Origin of the sequence: Hydrogenophaga flava NBRC 102514, assembly GCF_001571145.1 — a bacterium.
In the GTDB taxonomy this organism is placed as follows: Bacteria; Pseudomonadota; Gammaproteobacteria; order Burkholderiales; family Burkholderiaceae_C; genus Hydrogenophaga; species Hydrogenophaga flava.
Genome location: NZ_BCTF01000025.1, coordinates 38,778 through 58,525, shown reverse-complemented (window position 1 = coordinate 58,525; position 19,748 = coordinate 38,778). Strand labels below are relative to the sequence as shown.

Sequence of the window (19,748 nt, the reverse complement as noted above, 5' to 3'; positions counted from 1 at the left end):
CGGGCACCGCGCCAGCGACAGGACCTTGACCCACCCGGGTCGATCATCACCACCGCGACGACAACTTCTGGAGACATCAACATGAAATCCCGCTTCGCACCGATCGCCGCCGCCCTGGCGCTCGCCCTGGCCCAACCCGCCTTTGCCGCCGACAAGATCGCGCTGGTGGTCAAGAGCCTGGGCAACGGCTTCTTTGACGCCGCCCACCAGGGCGCGCTCGAAGCCGCCAAGGAGCTCAAGGACGTCGAGATCATCTACACCGGCCCCGCCAAGGCGACCGCCGAAGGCCAGATCGAGATCGTCAACTCGCTGATCGCCCAGAACGTCAAGGCCATCGTCATCTCCGCCAACGACCCCGACGCGCTCGTGCCCTCGCTGAAGAAGGCGATGCAGCGTGGCATCAAGGTCATCTCCTTCGACTCTGGCGTGAAGAAGGAAGGCCGCCTGATGCAGCTGAACCCGTCGAACAACGCGCTGATCGGCGAGAAGCTGGCCAAGATGAGCGAGCAGGTGGTGGGCAAGACCGGCGAGATCGCCGTGCTCTCGGCCACCGCGCAGGCCACCAACCAGAACATCTGGATCGGCGAGATGAAGAAGGTGCTGGCCAAGCCCGAATACGCTGGCCTGAAGCTGGTCAGCGTGGTCTACGGCGACGACCAGACCGACAAGAGCTACCGCGAAGCGCAGGGCCTGTTCAAGAGCTACCCCAACCTCAAGGCCATCGTCGCGCCGACGACCGTGGGCATCGCCGCCGCCGCCAAGGCCGTGCAGGACGAGAAGAAGGTCGGTCAGATCTACGTGACCGGCCTGGGCCTGCCTTCGGAAATGGCCGGCCACGTCAAGAGCGGCGCGGTCAAGTCCTTCGCGATCTGGAACCCCATCGACCTGGGCTACTCCTCGGTCTACGCTGTGCACGCGTTCATGAAGGGCACGGCCAAGGGTGCCAAGGGCGAGGTGATTTCGCTGGGCCGCGTCGGCAAGGCCACGCTGGACGAGAACGGCGAAGCCGCGATGGCCGAGCCTTTCACCTACGACGCGACCAACGTCGAGAAGTTTGCAAAGATCTTCTGATCGCCTGAAAGCCTTGCACCGTGCGACTGGTGGCCATGACCTCTGAGAACCCCTCCGCCTGGCTCCGGCTGCAAGGCATCCACAAACGCTTCGGTCCGACCCACGCCCTGCGGGGCGTGGACCTCGATCTGGTGCCGGGCGAGGTGCTCGCCCTCATCGGTGAAAACGGTGCCGGCAAGTCCACGCTGGTCAAGACCCTGACCGGCGTGTACCAGCCCGACGACGGGCAGATCCTGCTGGGCGGCCAGCCGGTGCGCTTTGCCCGCGCGCAGGACGCGCAGGCGGCCGGCATCGTGGCGGTGCACCAGGAAACCGTGATGTTCGAAGAGCTGTCCGCGGCCGAGAACATCTTCATCGGCCGCCAGCCCATGCGCCGCCTCGGCCCGCTGTCGGTGATCGACTGGGCGCGCATGAACACCGAAGCGCAGGCCGTGCTCGACCAGGTCGGCGCTGGCTTCGCCGCCACCACGCCGGTCAAGCAGCTGAGCCTGGCGCAGCGCCACCTGATCGAGATTGCCCGCGCGCTCTCGCAACAGGCCAAGGTGGTGATCCTCGACGAGCCCACGGCCGCGCTCTCGCAGGCCGAGATCCGCGACTTCTACGGCCTGGTGCGGGGCCTGAAGCAGCAGGGCGTGGCCGTGCTGTTCATCACCCACAAGTTCGACGAAATCTTCGCCGTCGCCGACCGCTACGTGCTGCTGCGCGACGGTGCCTCGGTGGGCCACGGCCGCATCGCCGATGCGCAAGAAAACGAGCTGGTCCGCCTGATGGCGGGCCGCGAGATCGAGAAGATCTACCCCCACATCCCGAGGCAAGCGGGCGCGGTCGTGCTGGAGGTGCAGAACCTCTCACACCCGACCGAGTTCGACGGCCTGAACTTCTCGCTGCGCGCCGGCGAGATCCTGGGTTTCTACGGCCTGGTCGGCGCGGGCCGCAGCGAAGCCATGCTCGCCCTCATGGACCTGAACCCGCAGGCGCGCGGCGAGATCCGTGTCGGTGGCAAGACGCTGAAGGTGCGCGAGCCGGCCGACGCGATCTCTGCCGGCCTGGCCTACGTGCCCGAGGAGCGCCAGCGCCAGGGCGGCATCCTGGACTTTTCCGTACGCCACAACATCACGCTCGCCGGCCTGGCCGGCCCGGTGACGCAGGCCGAGCCGCTTTCGCGCGGGCCCTGGCTCTCGGCCGCGCGCGAGGCCGCGCTGACCGACAGCATGATCGGCCGCCTGCGCATCAAGACCGCCGGCCACGACACGCCGCTCTCGGGCCTGTCGGGCGGCAACCAGCAGAAGGTGGTGATCGCCAAGTGGCTGGGCCTGAACCCGCGCATCGTGATCCTCGACGAGCCCACCAAGGGCATCGACGTGGGCGCCAAGCAGGCGGTCTACCAGCTGATCGCCGAGATGGTGGCGCAGGGCCTGGCGGTGATCCTGGTCTCCAGCGAACTGCCCGAGGTGATGCACCTGGCGCACCGCACCGTGGTCATGCGGCGTGGCCGCATGGTCGCCACGTTTGAACAGGGCGAGGCCGACGCCGAGACCATCGTGTCCGCCGCGTCGGGCATCGCCTCGGGTGTCGCGTACGACGCATCGATCCACGCCGAACCGCAGGAGCTGGCCGCATGAGCACGGCACTTTCACACCACTGGCACGCCCGCCGCCGCGAGTGGCTGCTCGCGGCCATCATCGCCCTCATCGTGCTGGCCGTGGGCTGGCGCGCCCCGGTGTTCCTGAGCGCGCGCAACGCGCTGGACATCGGCAACGACTCGGCCATCCTCGTCATCCTGGTGATGGGCCAGATGCTGGTGCTGCTCACGCGCGGCGTCGACCTCTCGGTGGCCTCCAACCTGGCGCTCACCGGCATGCTCTGCGCGCTCGCCGCGCGCGCCTGGCCCGGCATCCCGCTGGCGGTGCTGCTGCTCATGGCCTGCGCCATCGGTGCGCTGCTGGGCGCGGTCAATGGCTGGCTGATCATGCGGTTCTCGCTGCCACCCATCGTGGTCACGCTGGGCACGCTCTCGGCCTACCGCGGCGCCATCTTCGTGGCCAGCGGCGGCGCCTGGATTTCCGACCACGAGATCCACCCGCTCATCAAGGGGCTGCCGCGCGAGGAGTGGCTGGGCCTGCCCGCGCTGATCTGGTTCGCCTTCGCCGTCGCGCTGGCCACCGCCTGGCTGCTGCGCTGGCGCCGCGAAGGGCGCGAGCTCTATGCCTACGGCGGCAACCCGCACGCCGCGCTGTACGCCGGCATTCCGGTTCGCCAGCGCCTGGTCATGGCCTACACGCTCTCGGGCCTGCTGGCCGGCCTCGCGGGCCTGCTGTGGGTGGGGCGCTATTCCATCGCCTTCACCGAACTCGCCTCGGGCTACGAGCTGACCGTGATCGCCGCCTGCGTGATCGGCGGCGTCAGCATCGGCGGCGGTGTCGGCACCATCGCCGGCGCGCTGCTGGGCGTGCTGTTCATCGGCGTGGTCAACGGCGCGCTGCCGGTGATCCAGGTCTCGCCCTTCTGGCAGCAGGCCATCGCGGGTGCGGTCATCCTGGTCTCGGTCGTGCTCAACGCCCGCGCCGACCGCACGCAGGGCCGCCAGATTCTCGACAAGAGCCTCCACAAGGCACAAGGAGCGGCCGCATGAAGGCGCTGGACACCTGGGAACGCATCCTCATTGCGCTGATCGTGCTGGTCTACCTGGGCTTCGGCCTGGGCATCGACGGCTTCTTCACGCCCTACGCGCTGGCCGACAGCACCTACAACTTTTCCGAGAAGGCGCTGATCGCGCTGGCCATGGCGCTGCTGGTGATCGGCGGCGAGATCGACCTGTCGATCGCCGCCACCATGGCACTGGCGTCCATGGCCATGGGCTTTGCCATGAAGGCCGGTGCTGGCACCGCCACCATGGTGCTCGCGGCGCTCGCCACCGGCGCGGCCTGCGGCGCGCTCAACGGCTGGCTGGTCACGCGCTGGAAGCTACCCTCCATCGTCGTCACCATCGGCACGCTCTCGCTCTACCGCGGGCTGGCGCAGGTGGTGCTGGGCGACCAGGCCATCACCGGCTACCCCGAGACCCTGGTCACCTGGGGCAACGGCTATCTGGGCGACCTGCTGGACCTGCCCTGGCTCATCGTGCCCATCGAGTTCGCGGTGATGCTGGTCGCGGCGCTGCTGGTCGGTCTGTTCCTGCACGCCACGGTGCACGGCCGCCGCATCTACGCCATCGGCGCCAACGCCACCGCCGCGCGCTTCTCCGGCATCGCGGTCGACCGCTACCGCATGGGACTGTTCGTCTTCGCCGGTGTCATGGCCGCGCTGGCCGCCGTGCTGCTCACCGGCCGCATCGGCAGCACCCGGCCCAACCTCGCCATGGGCTGGGAGCTGGACGCGGTGACCATCGTCATCCTCGGCGGCGTCTCCATCCTGGGCGGCAAGGGCAGCGTGGTCGGCACGATGCTGGCCGCCGTGCTGCTCGGCAGCTTCACCTTCGCCATGGGCATGCTCAACGTCACCGGCATCGTGGTCTCCATGGTGGTCGGCGGCCTGCTGATCGTGGCCATGGTGCTGCCGCTCTACCTGCGCCGCTTCATGGCGCGCGTCCGCCCGGCCGCACCGGTGCGGGGGAGCTTCTCATGAGCACGAATGCCACCACTGTTAACCCACACGCGACCGAGAAACACGCCTTCCGCATGTTCCTCAACCCCGGCTGTGTCGACGAATACCGCCGCCGCCACGACGCCATCTGGCCCGAGCTGGTGGCCCTGCTGAAAGACAGCGGCGTCGAGGACTACAGCATCTACCTCGACGCCGAGCACCATGTGCTGTTCGCCGTGCTGCGCCGCCGCCCCGGCCACACCATGGCCAGCCTGCCGCAGCACCCGGTGATGCAGCGCTGGTGGCAGCACATGAAGGACATCATGCGCAGCAATCCCGACGGCTCGCCGGTGGCCGAAGACCTGCCGTGTCTCTTTCATATGAATTGACCATGGACCGCGACGCCCACACCCTCGTGCTGGACATCGGCAAGAGCAACGCCAAGCTGGTGCTGTTCAACGCCGAGGGCGACGTGCTGACCCGCCGCGTGCAGGCCAACGCCTCGGTCGAGGCCGATGGCTACACCGCGCTCGGCACCGAGGCGCTGCAGGCCTGGCTGCTGGACGCCATGCCCACACTGCCCGAGCGCCGGCAGATCGGCCGCATCGGCATCACCACCCACGGCGCCGCCTTCTGCGCCATCGGCGACCACGGCCTGGCGCTGCCGCCGATGGACTACGAGTGGGACGGCTACGGCCCCTGGCGCGAGCGCTACACCGCGCTGCTCGACGGTTTCGACATTACCGGCTCGCCGCTGCTGCCGCTGGGCCTGAACGCCGGCCTGCAGCTCTACTGGCTGCAGCAACACCGGCCCGAGGCTTGGGCGCGCGTGCGCCACTGGCTGCCGTACCCGCAGTACTGGGCCTGGTGGCTCACGGGCGTGGCCGCGAGCGAGGCCACGTCCCTGGGCTGCCACACCCACCTCTGGCAACCCGCGCGCAACGCCTTCGCGCCCTGGGCCGTGCGCCAGGGCCTGACCGACCGCTTCGCGCCGCTGCGGCTGGCGCACGAAGTGATCGGACCGCTGCGCCCCGAACTCGCTGCGCGCCTCGGCCTCGCGCCCGACTGCCGCGTGCACGTCGGCCTGCACGACAGCAACGCCTGCCTCGCCCGCCACCTGCACGCGCTGCCCGGCGCCAGCGTCGTCTCCACCGGCACCTGGACCGTGGTCATGGCACCCGGCGTGCCCACCGACGCGCTCGCGCTCGACCCGCTGCGCGACCAGCTGTTCAACCAGTCGGTCGAGGGCAGACCGGTGCCCACCGCGCGCTTCATGGGCGGGCGCGAGTTCGCCCACCTCTGCCACGGCGCCGACCCTTCGCTGGCCACGCTGCGCGCGCTGCGCGACGTGATAGCCGCGGGCTGGACGGTGCTGCCCGAAGACAGCGCACAACCCGGCGCCGCGCACGGCCGCGTGGCCGAACTGCGCCAGGGCGAACGCCGCATCGGCGACCGACCCGGCGAGGTGCCGCTGCACCTGCGCCCCGCGCTCGGCGCCTGGTACTGCGCCCTCATGACCGCGCAGACCCTGCGCGAACTGCTGCCCGGTGATGGACATGACCCAGACCACACCGTCGTGCTCGAAGGCCCCATGGCCGAGAACCCCGCCTTCGTCACCGCGCTCGCCGCACTGCTCGCGCCGATGCGCCTGCTGCGCAGCGTGGACGAGGTGGAAGGCACGGCGCGCGGCGCCTGGCTCAGCACACGCTGGGACCAACCGGCGGGCGAGGGCGCGCGTTACGCCGAGGTGCCGCTGCCCGAGGCGGCCGAGGTGGCGCGGCTGCAGGCGGCGCGGGCCGCGTGGGAGGCGGTGGTGGAGGGTGTGGCGGTCTGATAGGCTGCTGCACCAAGATGCCCGACGCCCTTCACCTCCAGTTCAGACCTGATATCGACGGTACGGGCGAGCTCTTCGCGCAAGTCCACTCCAATGGCTATGCCGGCTATGGGTCTGCATGGTTCGCCGTGTCTGTACTCGTGGATTTTGCGAAGAGACTTGGTACTGCATTTCCGTTGCCTGCCGATTCACCGCTTGGACTACAAGGGGGCTTCTGGAGCCAGTCCGGTGATGGTTTGGAACAGGAGCATGTTGGGCTCACGTTCTACCCTGTGGGTGCGGTTGGTCGGGTCGGTTGCCGTGTGGTGCTGAGCACCCCAGTCCATGTGACCGATCGGCAGGAAAGCCAATCATCCTTGGCGGTCGAGTTGCTCACCACCTACGAAATGCTTGGCACTTTCGCCCAGTCGCTGGAACAGCTCGCAACTGGAGGTGCTGACAAAGCAGTCCTCGAAGCGACGAGCTGAATCAAGGCCTCTAGCTCAATCACGCTCCATGCCCACCCTCGTCACACAGCGCCGGGCCACCGATGAAGAACTTGATTGCCTGGCGAACATGCTTCGCGATGCACCGACCAGTTTTCAGCGGTTCAAACAAGGTGTCGAAAACGCGGTCGTTCTCTGGGCGGTGACATCTCTTTGCTTTGTCGTGATCTGGTCGGTCATCGCATGGGTGGCTGACAAGGTTGCCGGTGTGCAATGCGGGTTGTCCAGCCCCGTCGGGGTCTGGGCTGTCATCGTGGTGGTTCCGCTGTGCGGCATCTTTGCGGCGATCTCCAGCGTGCGCTGGGTCAGGTCCTGGAAAGACTATCGCCCACTCATCCAGGCCGACCTGGACGCTGGGAAAGTGCGGGAAGAGCGCTATGCCTTCACGGCGGCCAAACGGTTCCAAGAACCCGAGCACGGAGGGCTGCTCTATTTCCTGCACACGGGGGAAGGCAAGGTATTCACCATGTTCGACTCCGAGAGCCAAGACCTCGGCATCTACGAACAAGACCCGCTCACCAGCAGTTTTCGTCCCAGGTCGGAACTGGTCATGGTGCGATCACCCAATACGGGCTTCGTCATTCGCCAGACCTTCTCCGGTGAACCGTTGGAGCTGGGTCCTCCACTGGAGATTGAGGCCAACCCCAGAGACTGGCCTGAGTCCGAGACCTACTGCGACATTCCGTGGGCCGATCTGGAGTCTCGGCTGGGCTCAGAGAGCACCACGCCGCCTGCTGACGCTGTGCCAAGCTAAATAGGCGAACCATGCCTCGCTTCGCAGTCCTCCTCCGCGGTGTCAACGTCGGCAAGGCCAACCGCGTGCCGATGGCCGAGTTCCGGGCGATGCTCGAAGCGCTGGGCCACAGCGATGTGAAGACCCTGCTCAACAGCGGCAACGCGGTGTTCAGCTCGACCCGCCGCAGCGCGGACAAGCTGGCCGACGAGATCGGCGCCGGCCTTGCGGAGCGCTTCGGAGTCACCACGCCCGTGATCGTCAAGTCCGCCAGCGAGCTCCAGGCGATCGTGAACGGCAACCCCATCGTTCCGCCTGAAGCGGACCACGGGCGCTTCCTCGTGGCGTTCGCGATGGCGCCGGACCGGTTGACGGCACTGGAGAGCCTGCGGCCTCTGCTGAGCCCGGGCGAACGCCTCGCCGTCACCCAGCACGCCGCCTACCTGCATTGCGCGAACGGTCTGCTGGAGAGCCGGGCCGGGGAGGCGCTGCTGGGCAAGGTGGGCAAGGGCGTGACCAGCCGCAACTGGGGCACGACGCTCAAGCTGGCCGCGCTGGTTTGACGCCAGAATGCGGCCATCCTTTCCAACACCGCCGCCCATGCTTCCATTCACTGTCGAACGCATCGATCACGTCGTGTTCCGCGTGCGGAACCTCGCCGCCAGCGTGGCGTTCTACGAGCGTGTGCTGGGCTGCCACCTTGTGCGCGAGCGGCCCGACCTCGGGCTCATGCACCTCCGGGCGGGTGCGTCCATGGTGGACCTGGTGTCCATCGACGGCAGGCTGGGCCGGGTGGGCGGGGAAGGGCCGAAGGCGGAAGGACGCAACGTCGACCATCTCTGCCTGCGGGTGGGGCCCTTCGACGAACAGCGCATCGTGGCGCACCTCGCCCAACAAGGCGTCACTTCCAACGGCCCGGCGAGCACCAACTTTGGCGCTGAGGGAGAGGGGCTCTCCCTGTACTTCTGCGACCCGGACGGCAACGTCATCGAGCTCAAAGGGCCGGCCCATGAAGGGCCTGGGTCGCCCCGTCCATCGCGTTGAACCTGGGAGTAAAGAATGATCGATGTCCCCGACTGGCTGGATGCCCCCAGAGGGCATTTGCTCGGCGTCCTGCGATTCCTCTGGTGGCTGGCCTGGGATGTGTGCATCCAGACCGTGGGCTGGTCGATCGGCTGGTGCCTGCTGCGCGTCGTGACGCTGGGGCGCTATCCGCTGGAGCGCTTTGGCGGCGTGGATGACGCGGACACCGGCACAGCGATCCTTGTGGAGATCGTTGGTCTGGTGGTGTTGGCGGTGGGGATCTGGTGGTTGGCGGGGGATTGGCCCTGACCACGTGGACCACCGACATCGGTTCATGGCCTTCAATGAAGCTGGCCTGCAGTTCAAGAGGTTATGGAGTTTGGGAGGTTGAGAGTGACGCAGGTGAAAAAGGTGTTGGCGTTCGAGCTGACTGGGCATGACGACGGTTCGTACATGCTCGGGAACGACACTTTTAAGCCGCTCGCGGGAGCGAGTGAGTGGCGTTTTGGTCGGAACGGTGTTCCGCACACGGCGACCTGTCGCGAGTGTGGGGGCAAGGTCAACCATGAGTACGTCGATCCCGGGTATCGGGTCAAGAAGCGACGGAGGGACATCACCACCACGTACGACGGGTACACGTTGGTCTCATCGCGTCTGTGCCGGGTGCTCACGGAAAACGGCGCGAGTAGCCACGATTTCGTGAGGCTTCCGGCGGACCAGGACTTTTTCTGGCTGCGTCCACAGTCGGTGTTGAGGTACTCAGCGATGCAGAGATCAAGGCCGTGCGCTGTTTGCGGGAACTTTGCCGATGAGGTCGTTCCTGTTCCTGAATTTGCTTCAACGCTTTCGGAGCAGATTGCGTCCGGTGTGTTTCGCTCCAGCATTGAGTTCGGTTCAACACCCTTAAAGTCATTCAAGGTGGTCGTGGGCGCAAACGCTGGCACAGCGCTGTCTGCCGCGTCGTTTGTCGGCGTTGAGCTGACGCCTGTGCTTTCTCAAGTCTGAAATCTTCTTGGCATGTCCAGTCCTTCTGGCTATTCACCGTCTGCATCGATTGAATGGCTGGATGTGTTTGTGTATGGCTCTGTGCTTCTCCTTTCGGGAAAGCCTCAGATCCACCGCAAGGTATCAGGGCGCCAGGTGGCGGTGGCCAGGCTGTTGGCCGCAGCCACTTGCGTGGGCGGCCACAGCAGGTCGTGCAGCAGCGATACGGTGTCACCCAGACTGGCCGCCTCAATGCGGTTCTTGTTCAGGAAAGCTTGCCACTGGCGCAACTTGGCGGCGTCTTCGCTGAACGTTGTCGTCAACGCAAGCGGGCGCTCCATCGGCAGCACGGTATGGCGCCGGGCAAAGGTGGCGGCGATAGCGGCTGCCAGCGTCGCGCCATCCAGCTCTGTGCGCTGCGCTATCACTGCGAGGTCGAAGAAGTCCTTCATGCGGCTGTTGGCCTGTCCCAGCATCACCATGGCCTGGTACTTCTCGGCGATCACGGTGTAGACCGGGTAGACCCGCAGTGTGGGTGCCGGGAAGTCGCCCAGCAGGACGGGAAAGGCCACGGTTTGCGGCCCGGGTGTCACGGCATCACCAAATCCCACGTCGATCTGCAGGGCGCAGCGTGCGGAGCCGATGCGCCCCACCAGCGTGATGCGTGTGCCGCCGTAGGTGTTGTCTTCGCGGATGGCCTGCGCTTTCACCGATTCGGGGTCGAACACGATGCCGTCGCGCAGGTCGATGGCGGCGATGTCGCGGAAGGTGGCGATCAAGGTGGCCTCGTCGTCTGGCCCGAAACCCAGCAGGTCGGCATCCCGCGTCGGGCGGTGTGGGGTGTCGTACCACAGCGCAAAGAGCAACGCGCCCTTGAGCAGGAAGCGGTCGGCATGCTTCGATGCACTGACGCGCGTCAGCAGACGCTCCATCGCGAACCGGTTGAGCAGCAGGCTGTAGTCGTCGCCCCGTTGTTTCGCCAGCGTTAGCAGCCGGGCCAGGATGGACGCAGAGATGTTGGCGCTCATTGCGCGACGGCTTCCAGGTAGGGCTGCATGACACGTTCGACGCGGTTGATCCTGGCGAAGTGGTTCAGCTCGGCCATCGACACCTTGCGGCTGCGCCAAGCCTCTTTTAGCGCCTCCAGCGCCACGTCCAGGCCGATCTTGTGGCGGAACTTGAAGCAGTCGGTCACGGTCTTGGCGGCGCTGTACACACGCACGGGGGCGCCGTGTTCGGTCACCGTCTGGATGCCCTCGCTGTACGCAGCGCCGCGCAGGCGCACCACCCGAAGCGGCGGGTAGCCCAGCTGCGGTGTCTGCCGGCCTTCGGGCAGCGCGATCCAGACTTCGTGGGGCATCTGCGTGCTGATCTCATGGAACTGCAGCGCGCTCAGCAGGCACAGCACCGCCTTGGGCACCCGCTGACACACCTCGATCTGCGTCTGGTGTTCAGTGACTTCGGCGTCTGGCAGGCCATACAGACCGCGGGCGAACCGTTGCAGCTTGCCCGTCTGGTGCAGCCGGATCAGCAGCTGCGGCGACCAGCCTTGCGCACGCACATCCGCCGCCCGCAGCACATGCCGCTGCCGGGCCAGTTCGAGGATGTGGTCGGATGGATTCATGGGCACTGAAGTTTAGTATCTGCATGACTTCTTAACAAGTCATGCAGTTTTCAAAACAAGGGCCACGGTGGATTGGGAATATACGATGCAAATACAATTCGTATATGTTTCATATGAAGGCCTCAGATGGGTATCGTCAAGATTTCCGACCAGATGCATGAGAACCTGCGGGTCGCCGGCACGGCCCTGAGCCGGTCCATCAACGCGCAGGCCGAGCACTGGATGCGCGTGGGCATGCTCACCGAGATGCATCCCGACCTTGACTACCGCGAGATCTGCCAGCTGCTGATCCAGGCCGAGCTCAACGGCGGTTTGGACCTCACCAACGCCGCCACCCTCGTGACGACAGCGCCACACAAGACCGCCGCCGCAGCCGCCACCAAAGGCCGCCACTGATGGCGCGCGGCGTCCCCATCCGCAGCGCCGACGAACTGGTCATGGCGCGGCGCGCCGCGCAGCTGGCGGCCGAGGTGCTGGACATGATCGGGCCGCACGTCGTGCCCGGCGTCAGCGCCGAAGCGCTCGACCGCCTCTGCCACGACCACATCGTGAACGTGCAAGGGGCCGTCCCCGCCAACCTCGGTTACCACGGCTACCCCAAGACCATCCTCACCTCGGTCAACCACGTCGTCTGCCACGGCATCCCCGCGCCCGACAAGATCCTCAAGGCCGGCGACATCGTCAACATCGACGTGGCCGTGCTCAAGGACGGCTGGTTCGGCGACACCAGCCGCATGTTCTGCGTCGGCACGCCCAGCACCCTGGCGCGGCGGCTGGTGGACACCACCTACGAGGCCCTGCTGGCCGGCATCCGGCAGGTGCGGCCCGGCGCCACGCTCGGCGACGTGGGCCACGCCATCCAGACGGTCGCGCACCGCGAGCGCTTCAGCGTGGTGCGCGAGTACTGCGGCCACGGCATCGGCCAGATCTACCACGACGAACCCAACGTGCTGCACTACGGCCAGCCCGGCCAGGGCCTGCGGCTGGAGGCCGGCATGGTCTTCACCATCGAACCCATGCTCAACGCCGGCAAACGCGAGACCCGGCAGCTGGCCGACGGCTGGACGGTGGTGACCAAAGACCGCTCGCTCTCGGCGCAGTGGGAGCACATGGTGGCGGTGACGGAGCAGGGGTTTGAGGTGCTGACGGCGTGGGATAAGTCATTGATTTAAAAGAATTCACCTGTTAGATTGTTTTTTTTCTCTGCAACAGGTGAATGAACTACCTCCCCCTGCCTGACGAGGCCGCCCGGCAGGTCATCGACGCCCAGACCATCCTCGCCGAACTGACCCGCGTGAAAGCACTTGCCCGCCAGGTCGAAGGCGGCATGTACTGGAAGCAGGAAGGCGCCTACGAGTACCTGATCAAAACCGGGCGGGGCAACCGGCAACAGCGGCTGGGCGCCCGCAGCCCGGAGCTCGAAGCCACCTACACCGCTTTCAAGGCGCGCAAGGCAGAGACCGAGGCCCGCCTGGCCAGCCTCAAGGCGGCGGCCACCACCGCGCAGCGGCTCAACAAAGCGGTGAGGGCGGGGCGCGTGCCCGCCCTGGTGGTGGACCTGCTCAACAAGCTGGAAGACAGCGGCTTGGCTCCGCATTTCACGGTGGTCGGCACGCACGCGCTCTATGCCTACGAAGCGGTGGCGGGCGTTCGCATCGTCGCTGGCGCGCTCGCCACGCAGGGCGTCGACCTGTTGTGGGACGCCCGTCAGCGTGTGCGCTTCCTCGCCGACGTCAAGCGCCTGGACAAATCCATGCTGCAGCTGCTGCAGGAGGTGGACCCTACTTTCGTGCGCAAAGACCTGCAAGCCGAAACCGCCATCAACGCCAAAGGCTTCGAGGTGGACTTCCTGCGCCGCATGCAGGAGGGCGACGACCCCCACCCCTTCAAGCTCTCGGACGCGGAAGACGAGCTCTGGCCCGTCATGGCCGAAAGGGCCAAGATCCTTACCGAGGCGCCGCGCTTTTCACATGTGGTGATCGGTGCCACCGGCAAGATGGCCGTGATGCACACCATCTCCCCGGTTACCTTTGTGGAGTTCAAGCGCTGGCTGGCGGAGCGTCCCAACCGGGAGCCTTCGAAGCGCAGGCGGGATTCGCTGCAGGCGCAGGTGGTGCAAGGGCTGATGGATGAGGGTTTGCTGCTGGTGCAGTGAACTGCCATGCTGCCAGCGTGGGGCAACGCGGGCGCTGATTGCTTTGGGCCTATCCGACGAAGTCAATGTGCTCCGGGTCGACATAGCGATTGTTGATTTCAGTATTTAATTATTTGGGTGAATTTGGGGGTTTTAATGAGTGATGAGAAATTTCTTGATCGTCTCCTTGACAGGCTGACGCTTGAATGCACCCCGGGTAGCTGGGCACCCCGGCCTGTTCTCAGCGAGGATCAGTGGTCTGTGTTTAAACGGTTAGTTAGCTGTCTTGACGATGATGAACATGTCGTCCTTGCGGGCTGCGCGCTATCCGCATTCTTTGACCCAGATAAGCATGCGGCTGGACATGCGCACGATGTAAAAAAGATGAGCGTGCTATTCGCAATTGCGCATGGTAGAGAAAAGACCGATGTAAGGCCGATTTTATTCATCACTGACGAAGAGTCAGACAGAAGCGGTGCTACTGAATTTCTTCAAGTATGGGGTGTGGCTGTACTTCCCTTCGAACCACTTCTAGTCCCGCATGATTTTGTGGAGAAGGTCATTTCTATTTTGAATGTTGGTCGAAATTACTCTGGGGATAGGCGCCCTATTAATGTGATGGAGAGTAAGGTTGCTAACCAAATTAAGATCGGAGTGCAGGATGAGTACACTTTGTTGCACGAGGTTTCGGCCTATCGAATGATGCCGGAAGGGGTGCTTACCTGTAACAATGAACTGAACGAGTCCATAAGGCGCCTTGGACCTATAGATGTAGTCATTCATGGTCAGAACCCCAACAGACCTGTGTTGTGCATTGAGGTTGATGGTCAAACGCACACCGAATGGCGAAGCGTGATTAAAGATAGCCATAAAAACAGGCTCCTGCGAGAAATCGGGCTTCCTGTGCTGAGAATTCTTCCGTCAGATATGGCCTTGTGGCGAAATAGTTGGAGAAAAGAGTTTTATCTGTATGCCAAAATAATCTCAAGCTGGGCAAGGGTAATTTCAAGGGGTATGAGTGAGTCTCTTGTGCAAGATGTTGAGGATGATCAATTTCAGCGCAAATTTCTGAGGCAGCGTGAACAGCTGGCTAATGCGATGTTTGGTGGCAATTACCAGGATCTGTCAAAGGATCTGCAAATTCTCGTTGATGATTCTGATTTGCTCACGGAGTTGGTTGCTGATAAGTACTATTCAGATCTTTTGAGGATGGAGTCTTCATCGTTTTATCAGGAGGGTATGCCTCATTCTTTGAATAAGCTGCCGTCACGGCTTTCGAGGCATCTGGGAGGGGTGCGTATACACGGATCTATTCAGTCCGGTGTAAGAACTGAGGCTGTGTTTAAGCACAAAGGAGCTTCGGAAAACCTTCAGTCCGCGACCTTCTTCCTAGTCCATCCCAAGTTAACGGAAGTGGAGTCCTATGAGCAGTTGAAAAATATTGCACTCCGCCACCTGTATTGGCTCGCTGATCAGAAAGTTGCCGAAATCAGGAGGTGATGGCTACCGCTTGCCAGAGCGGTGCGCCTTGCGAAAACCTCCCGTTGCGATCCGAACTGCACATCTTCGGTTTCGGTCCGCGTGCCAAAGCTTCGTGCAGCCGGATTTCCCCGGGTAAACCCTCCATTGACACCACCCCGCGCTGATCCGAAGGTGCAAGGCTTTCTGAAGCCTGCCAGCCTTCACCCCGGAGACGCGCCATGCAAACCACCAGCCCGCACCAGCACATCGCCACCGTGATGCAGGTGGCCGCGGACGGGGTGGGGGCGCAGGTGGCGGCGCGGCATGAGCAGGTGATCCGCGATTCGTGGTTGCGCTGTGTGCAGCAGCACCGGCTGGACCCGACGCGCATGCAGGAGGCCGTCATCCTGCCGCAGGCGCGGTTGCGCGAGCACCAGGACCAGATGGAGGCGCTGCTGCAGATCGCGCGCCACGGGCTGGAATCGCTCTACAGCAAGGTCGCGGGCCTGGGGTATGTCGTGCTGCTGACCGACGCGCGCGGCGTGACAGTGGACTTTCTGGGCGACCTGGTGTTCGAGCCCAGCCTGCGCAAGGCGGGCCTCTACCTCGGCGCGGACTGGAGCGAGCACCACGCCGGCACCTGCGGCGTGGGCACCTGCATCAGCACCGGCCAGGCGCTGACCGTGCACCTGGACGACCACTTCGACGCCACCCACATTCCGCTGACCTGTACCACCGCGCCGGTCTACGACAGCGCCGGGCAGCTGAGCGCGGTGCTGGACATTTCGCAGCTCAGTTCGCAGCAGCCCAAGGAGAGCCAGCACCTGGCGCTGCAGCTGGTGAAGATGTACGCGCACGACATCGAGAACGCGGCCTTCCTGCACCGCCACCGCCACGACTGGGTGCTGCGCCTGTCGCAGGCGCCGCAGTTCCTCGACGTGCAGCCGGACTACCTGCTGGCGCTGGACGCCAACGGCCGCGTGGTGGGCCACAACCGGCGGGCGCAACTGGCGCTGCAGAACGGTGAGTCTTTGTTGGGCATGGGCTTCGAGCAGCTGTTCGGCCTGCCCTTCGGCCAGATCGGCCGCTTCGTGATGACCCAGCCTTCGGACCAGCGCGCGGTGATGCTGGCCGGTGGCAAACAGCTGCTGTTCCTCTCGGCGGTGCCGCCGCCCGCGCGCCCGGTGGCGAGTGCGCCGCGCGAGGAGCGCCGCGTGCCCGCGCCGCTGGCCGCGCTCTCGGCGGGCGACGCCGCGCTGGACCGGCAGGTGGAGCGCGTGGCGCGGCTGGTGAACACGCCGATCAGCCTGCTCATCACGGGCGAGACCGGCTCGGGCAAGGAGTATTTCGCGAAGGCGGTGCACACGGCGAGCGAGCGGCGCAGCCGGCCCTTCGTGGCGGTGAACTGCGCGGCGATTCCAGAGCACCTGATCGAGAGCGAGCTGTTCGGTCACCTGCCGGGCAGCTTCTCGGGCGCCTTGCCCAAGGGCAAGCGTGGTCTGATCGCCGAGGCCGACGGCGGCACGCTGTTCCTCGACGAGATCGGCGACATGCCGCTGGCGCTGCAGGCGCGGCTGCTGCGCGTGCTGTCCGAGCGCGAGGTGCTGCCGGTGGGAGCGACGCGGCCGGTGCCGGTGAACATCCGCGTGATCGCGGCGACGCACGCGCCGCTGGAGCAACTGGTGCTGGCGGGGCGCTTCCGCGACGATCTGTACTACCGGCTCAAGGGCGCGCACATTCAGCTGCCGCCGCTGCGCGAGCGCAGCGACCTGGGCGCCATGATCACGCGCCTGCTGGACGGCCACGCCATCGCGCCCGCGGCGCTGCAGCGCCTGCTGGCGCACCGCTGGCCGGGCAACCTGCGCGAGCTGCGCAACGTGCTCGACTACGCGGCCAGCCTGTGTGGTGACGGGCCGATCGACCTGGACGACCTGCCGGAGCTGCAGGTGGCTCGGTTGCCCGCGCGAGTCACGGCGGGCGAGGGCGGTCAGGACGAGGGGCCGGAGGCCCTGCTGCAGGCGCTGCGCGCCGCGCAGTGGAACGTGAGCGCGGTGGCGCTGGCGATGGGGCTCTCGCGCATGACGCTCTACCGCCGGATGAAGCGCGCCGGCATCGTGCCGCCCAACCGCATGGCCTGAAAGGGCTGGATGCCTGTGACAGCTGTCACTCCGAAGGGGTGACAGGTGCACGGGGTGTGACACCACCGCACCCCAGACAAATCCCTGCCAGATCAAGCACTTGCGCGCGCCGACCGCCTGGCACGCGTCTTGTGATGCACAAGGCACCGGCCCGCACCGAGGCCGGCATCACAGGAGACAACCCATGACTGCAAACACGCCCTCCCAGCGGGCACAGCGCTGGCTGGACGCTTTCGGAGCCGCCCTGGCCTCCGGCAATCCCGACAACGTGCTGCCCCTGTTCGACGCCGACTGCTACTGGCGCGACCTCGTGTCCTTCACCTGGAACATCCGCACGCAGGAAGGCCACGACGCGGTGCGCGACATGCTCGCCGCGCGCCAGGCCGACGCGGGCGCCTCGAACTTCCAGCTCGAAGGCGAAGCCACCGAGGCCGACGGCGTCACCGAGGCCTGGTTCACCTTCGACACCCGGGTCTCGCGCGGACGCGGCCACCTGCGCCTGAAGGGTGACAAGGCCTGGACCCTGCTGACCACCATGGTCGAGCTCAAGGGCTTCGAAGAGAAGAAGGGCGCCAACCGCATCAAGGGCGCCGAACACGGCGTGCACAAGGGCCGCAAGAGCTGGCTCGAACTGCGGCAGGACGAGCAGGCGCGCCTGGGTTACGAGGAGCAGCCTTATGTGGTGATCATCGGTGGCGGGCAGGGCGGCATCATCCTGGCCGCGCGGCTGCGTCGCCTGGGTGTGCCGACCATCGTGGTGGAGAAGAACCCGCGGCCCGGCGACAGCTGGCGCAACCGCTACAAGAGCCTGTGCCTGCACGACCCGGTCTGGTACGACCATCTGCCCTACATGCCGTTCCCGGACGACTGGCCGGTGTTCGCGCCCAAGGACAAGGTGGGCGACTGGCTGGAGATGTACACCAAGGTCATGGAGATCAACTACTGGGGCTCCACCACCGCGAAGAAGGCCAGCTACGACGAGGCCAAGGGCGAGTGGACCGTGGTGGTGGACCGCAACGGCGAAGAGGTGACGCTGCGGCCCAAGCAGCTGGTGTTCGCGCTGGGTGTGTCGGGCTACCCCAACGTGCCGAAGATCGCGGGCGCCGAGACCTTCGAGGGCGACCAGCACCACTCCAGCAAGCACCCCGGCCCCGAGAAGTACGCGGGCAAGAAGGCGGTGGTGCTCGGCTCCAACAACTCGGCCCACGACATCTGCGCGGCCCTGTGGGAACACGGCGCGGACGTGACCATGATCCAGCGCAGCAGCACACACATCGCGCCGTCGAACTCGCTGATGGAACTGGCGCTGGGCGGGCTCTACAGCGAAGAGGCGGTGAAGAACGGCATCGACCACCACAAGGCCGATCTGGTGTTCGCCAGCGTGCCCTACAAAATCATGCACAGCTTCCACATCCCCGTGTACGAGGAGATGAAGAAGCGCGACGCCGACCTCTACAGCCGGCTGGAGAAGGCGGGCTTCCTGCTCGACTTCGGCGACGATGGCTCGGGCCTGTTCATGAAGTACCTGCGCCGCGGCTCGGGCTACTACATCGACGTGGGCGCGAGCGAACTGGTGGCCAACGGCAGCATCAAGCTCAAGAGCGGCGTGAACATTGAGCGCATCAACCCGAAGAGCGTGACGCTCTCCGATGGCACCGAGCTGCCGGCCGACCTGATCGTCTACGCCACCGGCTACGGCTCGATGAACCACTGGCTGGCCGACCTGGTGTCGCCCGAGGTCGCCGACCGCGTCGGCAAGGTCTGGGGCCTGGGCTCCAGCACTACCAAGGACCCGGGGCCGTGGGAGGGCGAGCTGCGCAACATGTGGAAGCCGACCAACCAGCAGCAGCTGTGGATCCACGGCGGCAACCTGCACCAGAGCCGCCACTACTCGCAATTCCTGTCGCTGCAGCTCAAGGCGCGCTACGAAGGTCTGGACACGCCGGTGTACGGGCAGGCGGCGGTGCACCACCTGCGGTGAACGGGCCGTGAGGGCCTGACCTCCTGAGGCGTGGCTATAGTGGGCTGGCTCGCAACGCCAGCCCACGCCATGCCTGTTCCTTCTTCGAAGTTTTGCCGGAGCGATCCATGCTGATCGCCCTGCAGCGCTCGGCCCTGTCCGGCTTCACCTACGACCTGGCCGCGGCCGACGGCACCGTGATCGGCGAGCTGTGTTTCCCCGACTGGGCCGAAGCCCGCAACGCGCGGCTGAAGAACCCGGCACCGGGGCGGCTGCGGTCGAGCATCGACCTGCGTCTGTCTGGTGAGGCGTACACCATCGAGTTCGAATACACGCGCCGCGGCTGGAACAACGACACGCGCTTCGAGCTGATGCAGGGCGGCGCCCGTCTCGCATCGGCCGAGGTGGTGGTGCCCCAGGGCTTCTTCGGGCGCGCGCGGCTGCTCATCACTGAGCCCTTTAGTGGCGAGTTGGTGCGGCGCAGCACTTTTTTCAAGACCCGCTTCGAGCTGCAGCAGGACGGGCAGGCGCTGGGCCTGGTCCACGAGCCTCAGGCCTTCACCACGCGGCGCCGGCTGTGCGCCGAAGTACCACCCGACGTCCCGCCACCGGTGCAGGGGTTCCTGCTGTTCCTGGTGATCAATCTGGCGTTCGGGTGAACAGGTGCGAAGGGTGACCTTCAGCTCTTCTATGCTGTACAAGTGACGAACAGCGAATCA

Annotated in this window: 21 protein-coding genes; 19 read left to right on the top strand and 2 right to left on the bottom strand. The window is 65.6% G+C overall.

What is annotated here, in order from left to right:
* Window positions 1–81: 81 nt before the first annotated feature.
* The 12 genes from rhaS to HFL01S_RS19695 all read left to right on the top strand — a co-directional run bounded on the left by rhaS (window position 82) and on the right by HFL01S_RS19695 (window position 9,733).
* Window positions 82–1,071 carry a rhamnose ABC transporter substrate-binding protein gene (gene rhaS / locus HFL01S_RS19750; protein WP_066261705.1) on the top strand — a complete coding sequence of 330 codons (990 nt, stop codon included), beginning with the start codon at window positions 82–84 and terminating at the stop codon, window positions 1,069–1,071.
* A gap of 35 nt (window positions 1,072–1,106) precedes the next feature.
* On the top strand, window positions 1,107–2,693 hold the full coding sequence (locus HFL01S_RS19745) for a sugar ABC transporter ATP-binding protein (RefSeq protein WP_066261700.1): 1,587 nt from the start codon (window positions 1,107–1,109) through the stop codon (window positions 2,691–2,693).
* Complete coding sequence (locus tag HFL01S_RS19740; RefSeq protein WP_066261698.1) at window positions 2,690–3,703, top strand: ABC transporter permease; 1,014 nt, start codon at window positions 2,690–2,692, stop codon at window positions 3,701–3,703. The genes HFL01S_RS19745 and HFL01S_RS19740 overlap by 4 nt, the downstream gene beginning before the upstream one ends.
* Window positions 3,700–4,695 (top strand): ABC transporter permease, encoded by a 996-nt coding sequence (locus HFL01S_RS19735; protein ID WP_066261696.1) that lies wholly within the window; start codon window positions 3,700–3,702, stop codon window positions 4,693–4,695. The genes HFL01S_RS19740 and HFL01S_RS19735 overlap by 4 nt, the downstream gene beginning before the upstream one ends.
* Complete coding sequence (gene rhaM, locus HFL01S_RS19730; RefSeq protein WP_066261693.1) at window positions 4,692–5,042, top strand: L-rhamnose mutarotase; 351 nt, start codon at window positions 4,692–4,694, stop codon at window positions 5,040–5,042. The genes HFL01S_RS19735 and rhaM overlap by 4 nt, the downstream gene beginning before the upstream one ends.
* A gap of 2 nt (window positions 5,043–5,044) precedes the next feature.
* Entirely contained in the window at window positions 5,045–6,487 is a 1,443-nt protein-coding gene (locus HFL01S_RS19725; protein ID WP_066261689.1) for an FGGY-family carbohydrate kinase, read from the top strand.
* A gap of 17 nt (window positions 6,488–6,504) precedes the next feature.
* On the top strand, window positions 6,505–6,954 hold the full coding sequence (locus tag HFL01S_RS19720) for a hypothetical protein (RefSeq protein WP_066261688.1): 450 nt from the start codon (window positions 6,505–6,507) through the stop codon (window positions 6,952–6,954).
* A 28-nt stretch (window positions 6,955–6,982) separates the two neighbouring features.
* The gene (locus tag HFL01S_RS19715; protein WP_066261687.1) at window positions 6,983–7,726 is read left to right on the top strand and encodes a hypothetical protein; all 744 of its coding nucleotides are present in this window, start codon (window positions 6,983–6,985) and stop codon (window positions 7,724–7,726) included.
* Between the two features lie 11 nt (window positions 7,727–7,737).
* On the top strand, window positions 7,738–8,268 hold the full coding sequence (locus HFL01S_RS19710) for a DUF1697 domain-containing protein (RefSeq protein ID WP_066261686.1): 531 nt from the start codon (window positions 7,738–7,740) through the stop codon (window positions 8,266–8,268).
* Window positions 8,269–8,305: 37 nt separating this feature from the next.
* Complete coding sequence (locus tag HFL01S_RS19705) at window positions 8,306–8,749, top strand: VOC family protein (RefSeq protein WP_066261684.1); 444 nt, start codon at window positions 8,306–8,308, stop codon at window positions 8,747–8,749.
* A 15-nt stretch (window positions 8,750–8,764) separates the two neighbouring features.
* Window positions 8,765–9,037 carry a hypothetical protein gene (locus HFL01S_RS19700; protein WP_066261681.1) on the top strand — a complete coding sequence of 91 codons (273 nt, stop codon included), beginning with the start codon at window positions 8,765–8,767 and terminating at the stop codon, window positions 9,035–9,037.
* Between the two features lie 84 nt (window positions 9,038–9,121).
* Window positions 9,122–9,733, top strand: coding sequence for a hypothetical protein (locus HFL01S_RS19695; protein ID WP_157538965.1), 612 nt, complete (start codon window positions 9,122–9,124; stop codon window positions 9,731–9,733).
* 104 nt (window positions 9,734–9,837) lie between these two features.
* Here HFL01S_RS19695 and HFL01S_RS19690 read toward each other — a convergent pair whose 3' ends face one another.
* The gene (locus HFL01S_RS19690) at window positions 9,838–10,740 is read right to left on the bottom strand and encodes a nucleotidyl transferase AbiEii/AbiGii toxin family protein (RefSeq protein ID WP_066261672.1); all 903 of its coding nucleotides are present in this window, start codon (window positions 10,738–10,740) and stop codon (window positions 9,838–9,840) included.
* Window positions 10,737–11,336, bottom strand: a complete 600-nt coding sequence (locus HFL01S_RS19685; protein WP_066261670.1) for a type IV toxin-antitoxin system AbiEi family antitoxin domain-containing protein — start codon at window positions 11,334–11,336, stop codon at window positions 10,737–10,739. Before HFL01S_RS19685 ends, HFL01S_RS19690 begins: the two co-directional genes overlap by 4 nt.
* 126 nt (window positions 11,337–11,462) lie before the next feature.
* Between HFL01S_RS19685 and HFL01S_RS19680 the strand changes: the two genes are divergently transcribed.
* From HFL01S_RS19680 to HFL01S_RS19650, 7 genes are all read left to right on the top strand, one after another.
* Entirely contained in the window at window positions 11,463–11,732 is a 270-nt protein-coding gene (locus tag HFL01S_RS19680; RefSeq protein ID WP_066261668.1) for a ParD-like family protein, read from the top strand.
* Window positions 11,732–12,508, top strand: a complete 777-nt coding sequence (gene map, locus HFL01S_RS19675) for a type I methionyl aminopeptidase (protein ID WP_066261661.1) — start codon at window positions 11,732–11,734, stop codon at window positions 12,506–12,508. Before HFL01S_RS19680 ends, map begins: the two co-directional genes overlap by 1 nt.
* Before the next feature lie 44 nt (window positions 12,509–12,552).
* On the top strand, window positions 12,553–13,491 hold the full coding sequence (locus HFL01S_RS19670; RefSeq protein ID WP_066261659.1) for a GSU2403 family nucleotidyltransferase fold protein: 939 nt from the start codon (window positions 12,553–12,555) through the stop codon (window positions 13,489–13,491).
* Between the two features lie 135 nt (window positions 13,492–13,626).
* Window positions 13,627–14,970: a PDDEXK family nuclease gene (locus HFL01S_RS25210; RefSeq protein ID WP_157538964.1), complete on the top strand. Its 1,344-nt coding sequence runs from the start codon at window positions 13,627–13,629 to the stop codon at window positions 14,968–14,970.
* A 200-nt stretch (window positions 14,971–15,170) separates the two neighbouring features.
* Window positions 15,171–17,069 (top strand): sigma-54-dependent Fis family transcriptional regulator, encoded by a 1,899-nt coding sequence (locus HFL01S_RS19660; RefSeq protein WP_066261653.1) that lies wholly within the window; start codon window positions 15,171–15,173, stop codon window positions 17,067–17,069.
* 184 nt (window positions 17,070–17,253) lie between these two features.
* Window positions 17,254–19,050, top strand: a complete 1,797-nt coding sequence (locus tag HFL01S_RS19655; RefSeq protein ID WP_066261651.1) for an NAD(P)/FAD-dependent oxidoreductase — start codon at window positions 17,254–17,256, stop codon at window positions 19,048–19,050.
* Between the two features lie 107 nt (window positions 19,051–19,157).
* Window positions 19,158–19,688, top strand: coding sequence for a hypothetical protein (locus tag HFL01S_RS19650; protein WP_066261649.1), 531 nt, complete (start codon window positions 19,158–19,160; stop codon window positions 19,686–19,688).
* Window positions 19,689–19,748: the final 60 nt, after the last annotated feature.

Coding starts and splice junctions, on each gene's coding strand:
- rhaS (WP_066261705.1), top strand. CDS start 82: ATGAAATCCCGCTTCGCACCGATCGCCGCCGCCCTGGCGCTCGCCCTG.
- HFL01S_RS19745 (WP_066261700.1), top strand. CDS start 1,107: ATGACCTCTGAGAACCCCTCCGCCTGGCTCCGGCTGCAAGGCATCCAC.
- HFL01S_RS19740 (WP_066261698.1), top strand. CDS start 2,690: ATGAGCACGGCACTTTCACACCACTGGCACGCCCGCCGCCGCGAGTGG.
- HFL01S_RS19735 (WP_066261696.1), top strand. CDS start 3,700: ATGAAGGCGCTGGACACCTGGGAACGCATCCTCATTGCGCTGATCGTG.
- rhaM (WP_066261693.1), top strand. CDS start 4,692: ATGAGCACGAATGCCACCACTGTTAACCCACACGCGACCGAGAAACAC.
- HFL01S_RS19725 (WP_066261689.1), top strand. CDS start 5,045: ATGGACCGCGACGCCCACACCCTCGTGCTGGACATCGGCAAGAGCAAC.
- HFL01S_RS19720 (WP_066261688.1), top strand. CDS start 6,505: ATGCCCGACGCCCTTCACCTCCAGTTCAGACCTGATATCGACGGTACG.
- HFL01S_RS19715 (WP_066261687.1), top strand. CDS start 6,983: ATGCCCACCCTCGTCACACAGCGCCGGGCCACCGATGAAGAACTTGAT.
- HFL01S_RS19710 (WP_066261686.1), top strand. CDS start 7,738: ATGCCTCGCTTCGCAGTCCTCCTCCGCGGTGTCAACGTCGGCAAGGCC.
- HFL01S_RS19705 (WP_066261684.1), top strand. CDS start 8,306: ATGCTTCCATTCACTGTCGAACGCATCGATCACGTCGTGTTCCGCGTG.
- HFL01S_RS19700 (WP_066261681.1), top strand. CDS start 8,765: ATGATCGATGTCCCCGACTGGCTGGATGCCCCCAGAGGGCATTTGCTC.
- HFL01S_RS19690 (WP_066261672.1), bottom strand. CDS start 10,740: ATGAGCGCCAACATCTCTGCGTCCATCCTGGCCCGGCTGCTAACGCTG.
- HFL01S_RS19685 (WP_066261670.1), bottom strand. CDS start 11,336: ATGAATCCATCCGACCACATCCTCGAACTGGCCCGGCAGCGGCATGTG.
- HFL01S_RS19680 (WP_066261668.1), top strand. CDS start 11,463: ATGGGTATCGTCAAGATTTCCGACCAGATGCATGAGAACCTGCGGGTC.
- map (WP_066261661.1), top strand. CDS start 11,732: ATGGCGCGCGGCGTCCCCATCCGCAGCGCCGACGAACTGGTCATGGCG.
- HFL01S_RS19670 (WP_066261659.1), top strand. CDS start 12,553: ATGAACTACCTCCCCCTGCCTGACGAGGCCGCCCGGCAGGTCATCGAC.
- HFL01S_RS25210 (WP_157538964.1), top strand. CDS start 13,627: ATGAGTGATGAGAAATTTCTTGATCGTCTCCTTGACAGGCTGACGCTT.
- HFL01S_RS19660 (WP_066261653.1), top strand. CDS start 15,171: ATGCAAACCACCAGCCCGCACCAGCACATCGCCACCGTGATGCAGGTG.
- HFL01S_RS19655 (WP_066261651.1), top strand. CDS start 17,254: ATGACTGCAAACACGCCCTCCCAGCGGGCACAGCGCTGGCTGGACGCT.
- HFL01S_RS19650 (WP_066261649.1), top strand. CDS start 19,158: ATGCTGATCGCCCTGCAGCGCTCGGCCCTGTCCGGCTTCACCTACGAC.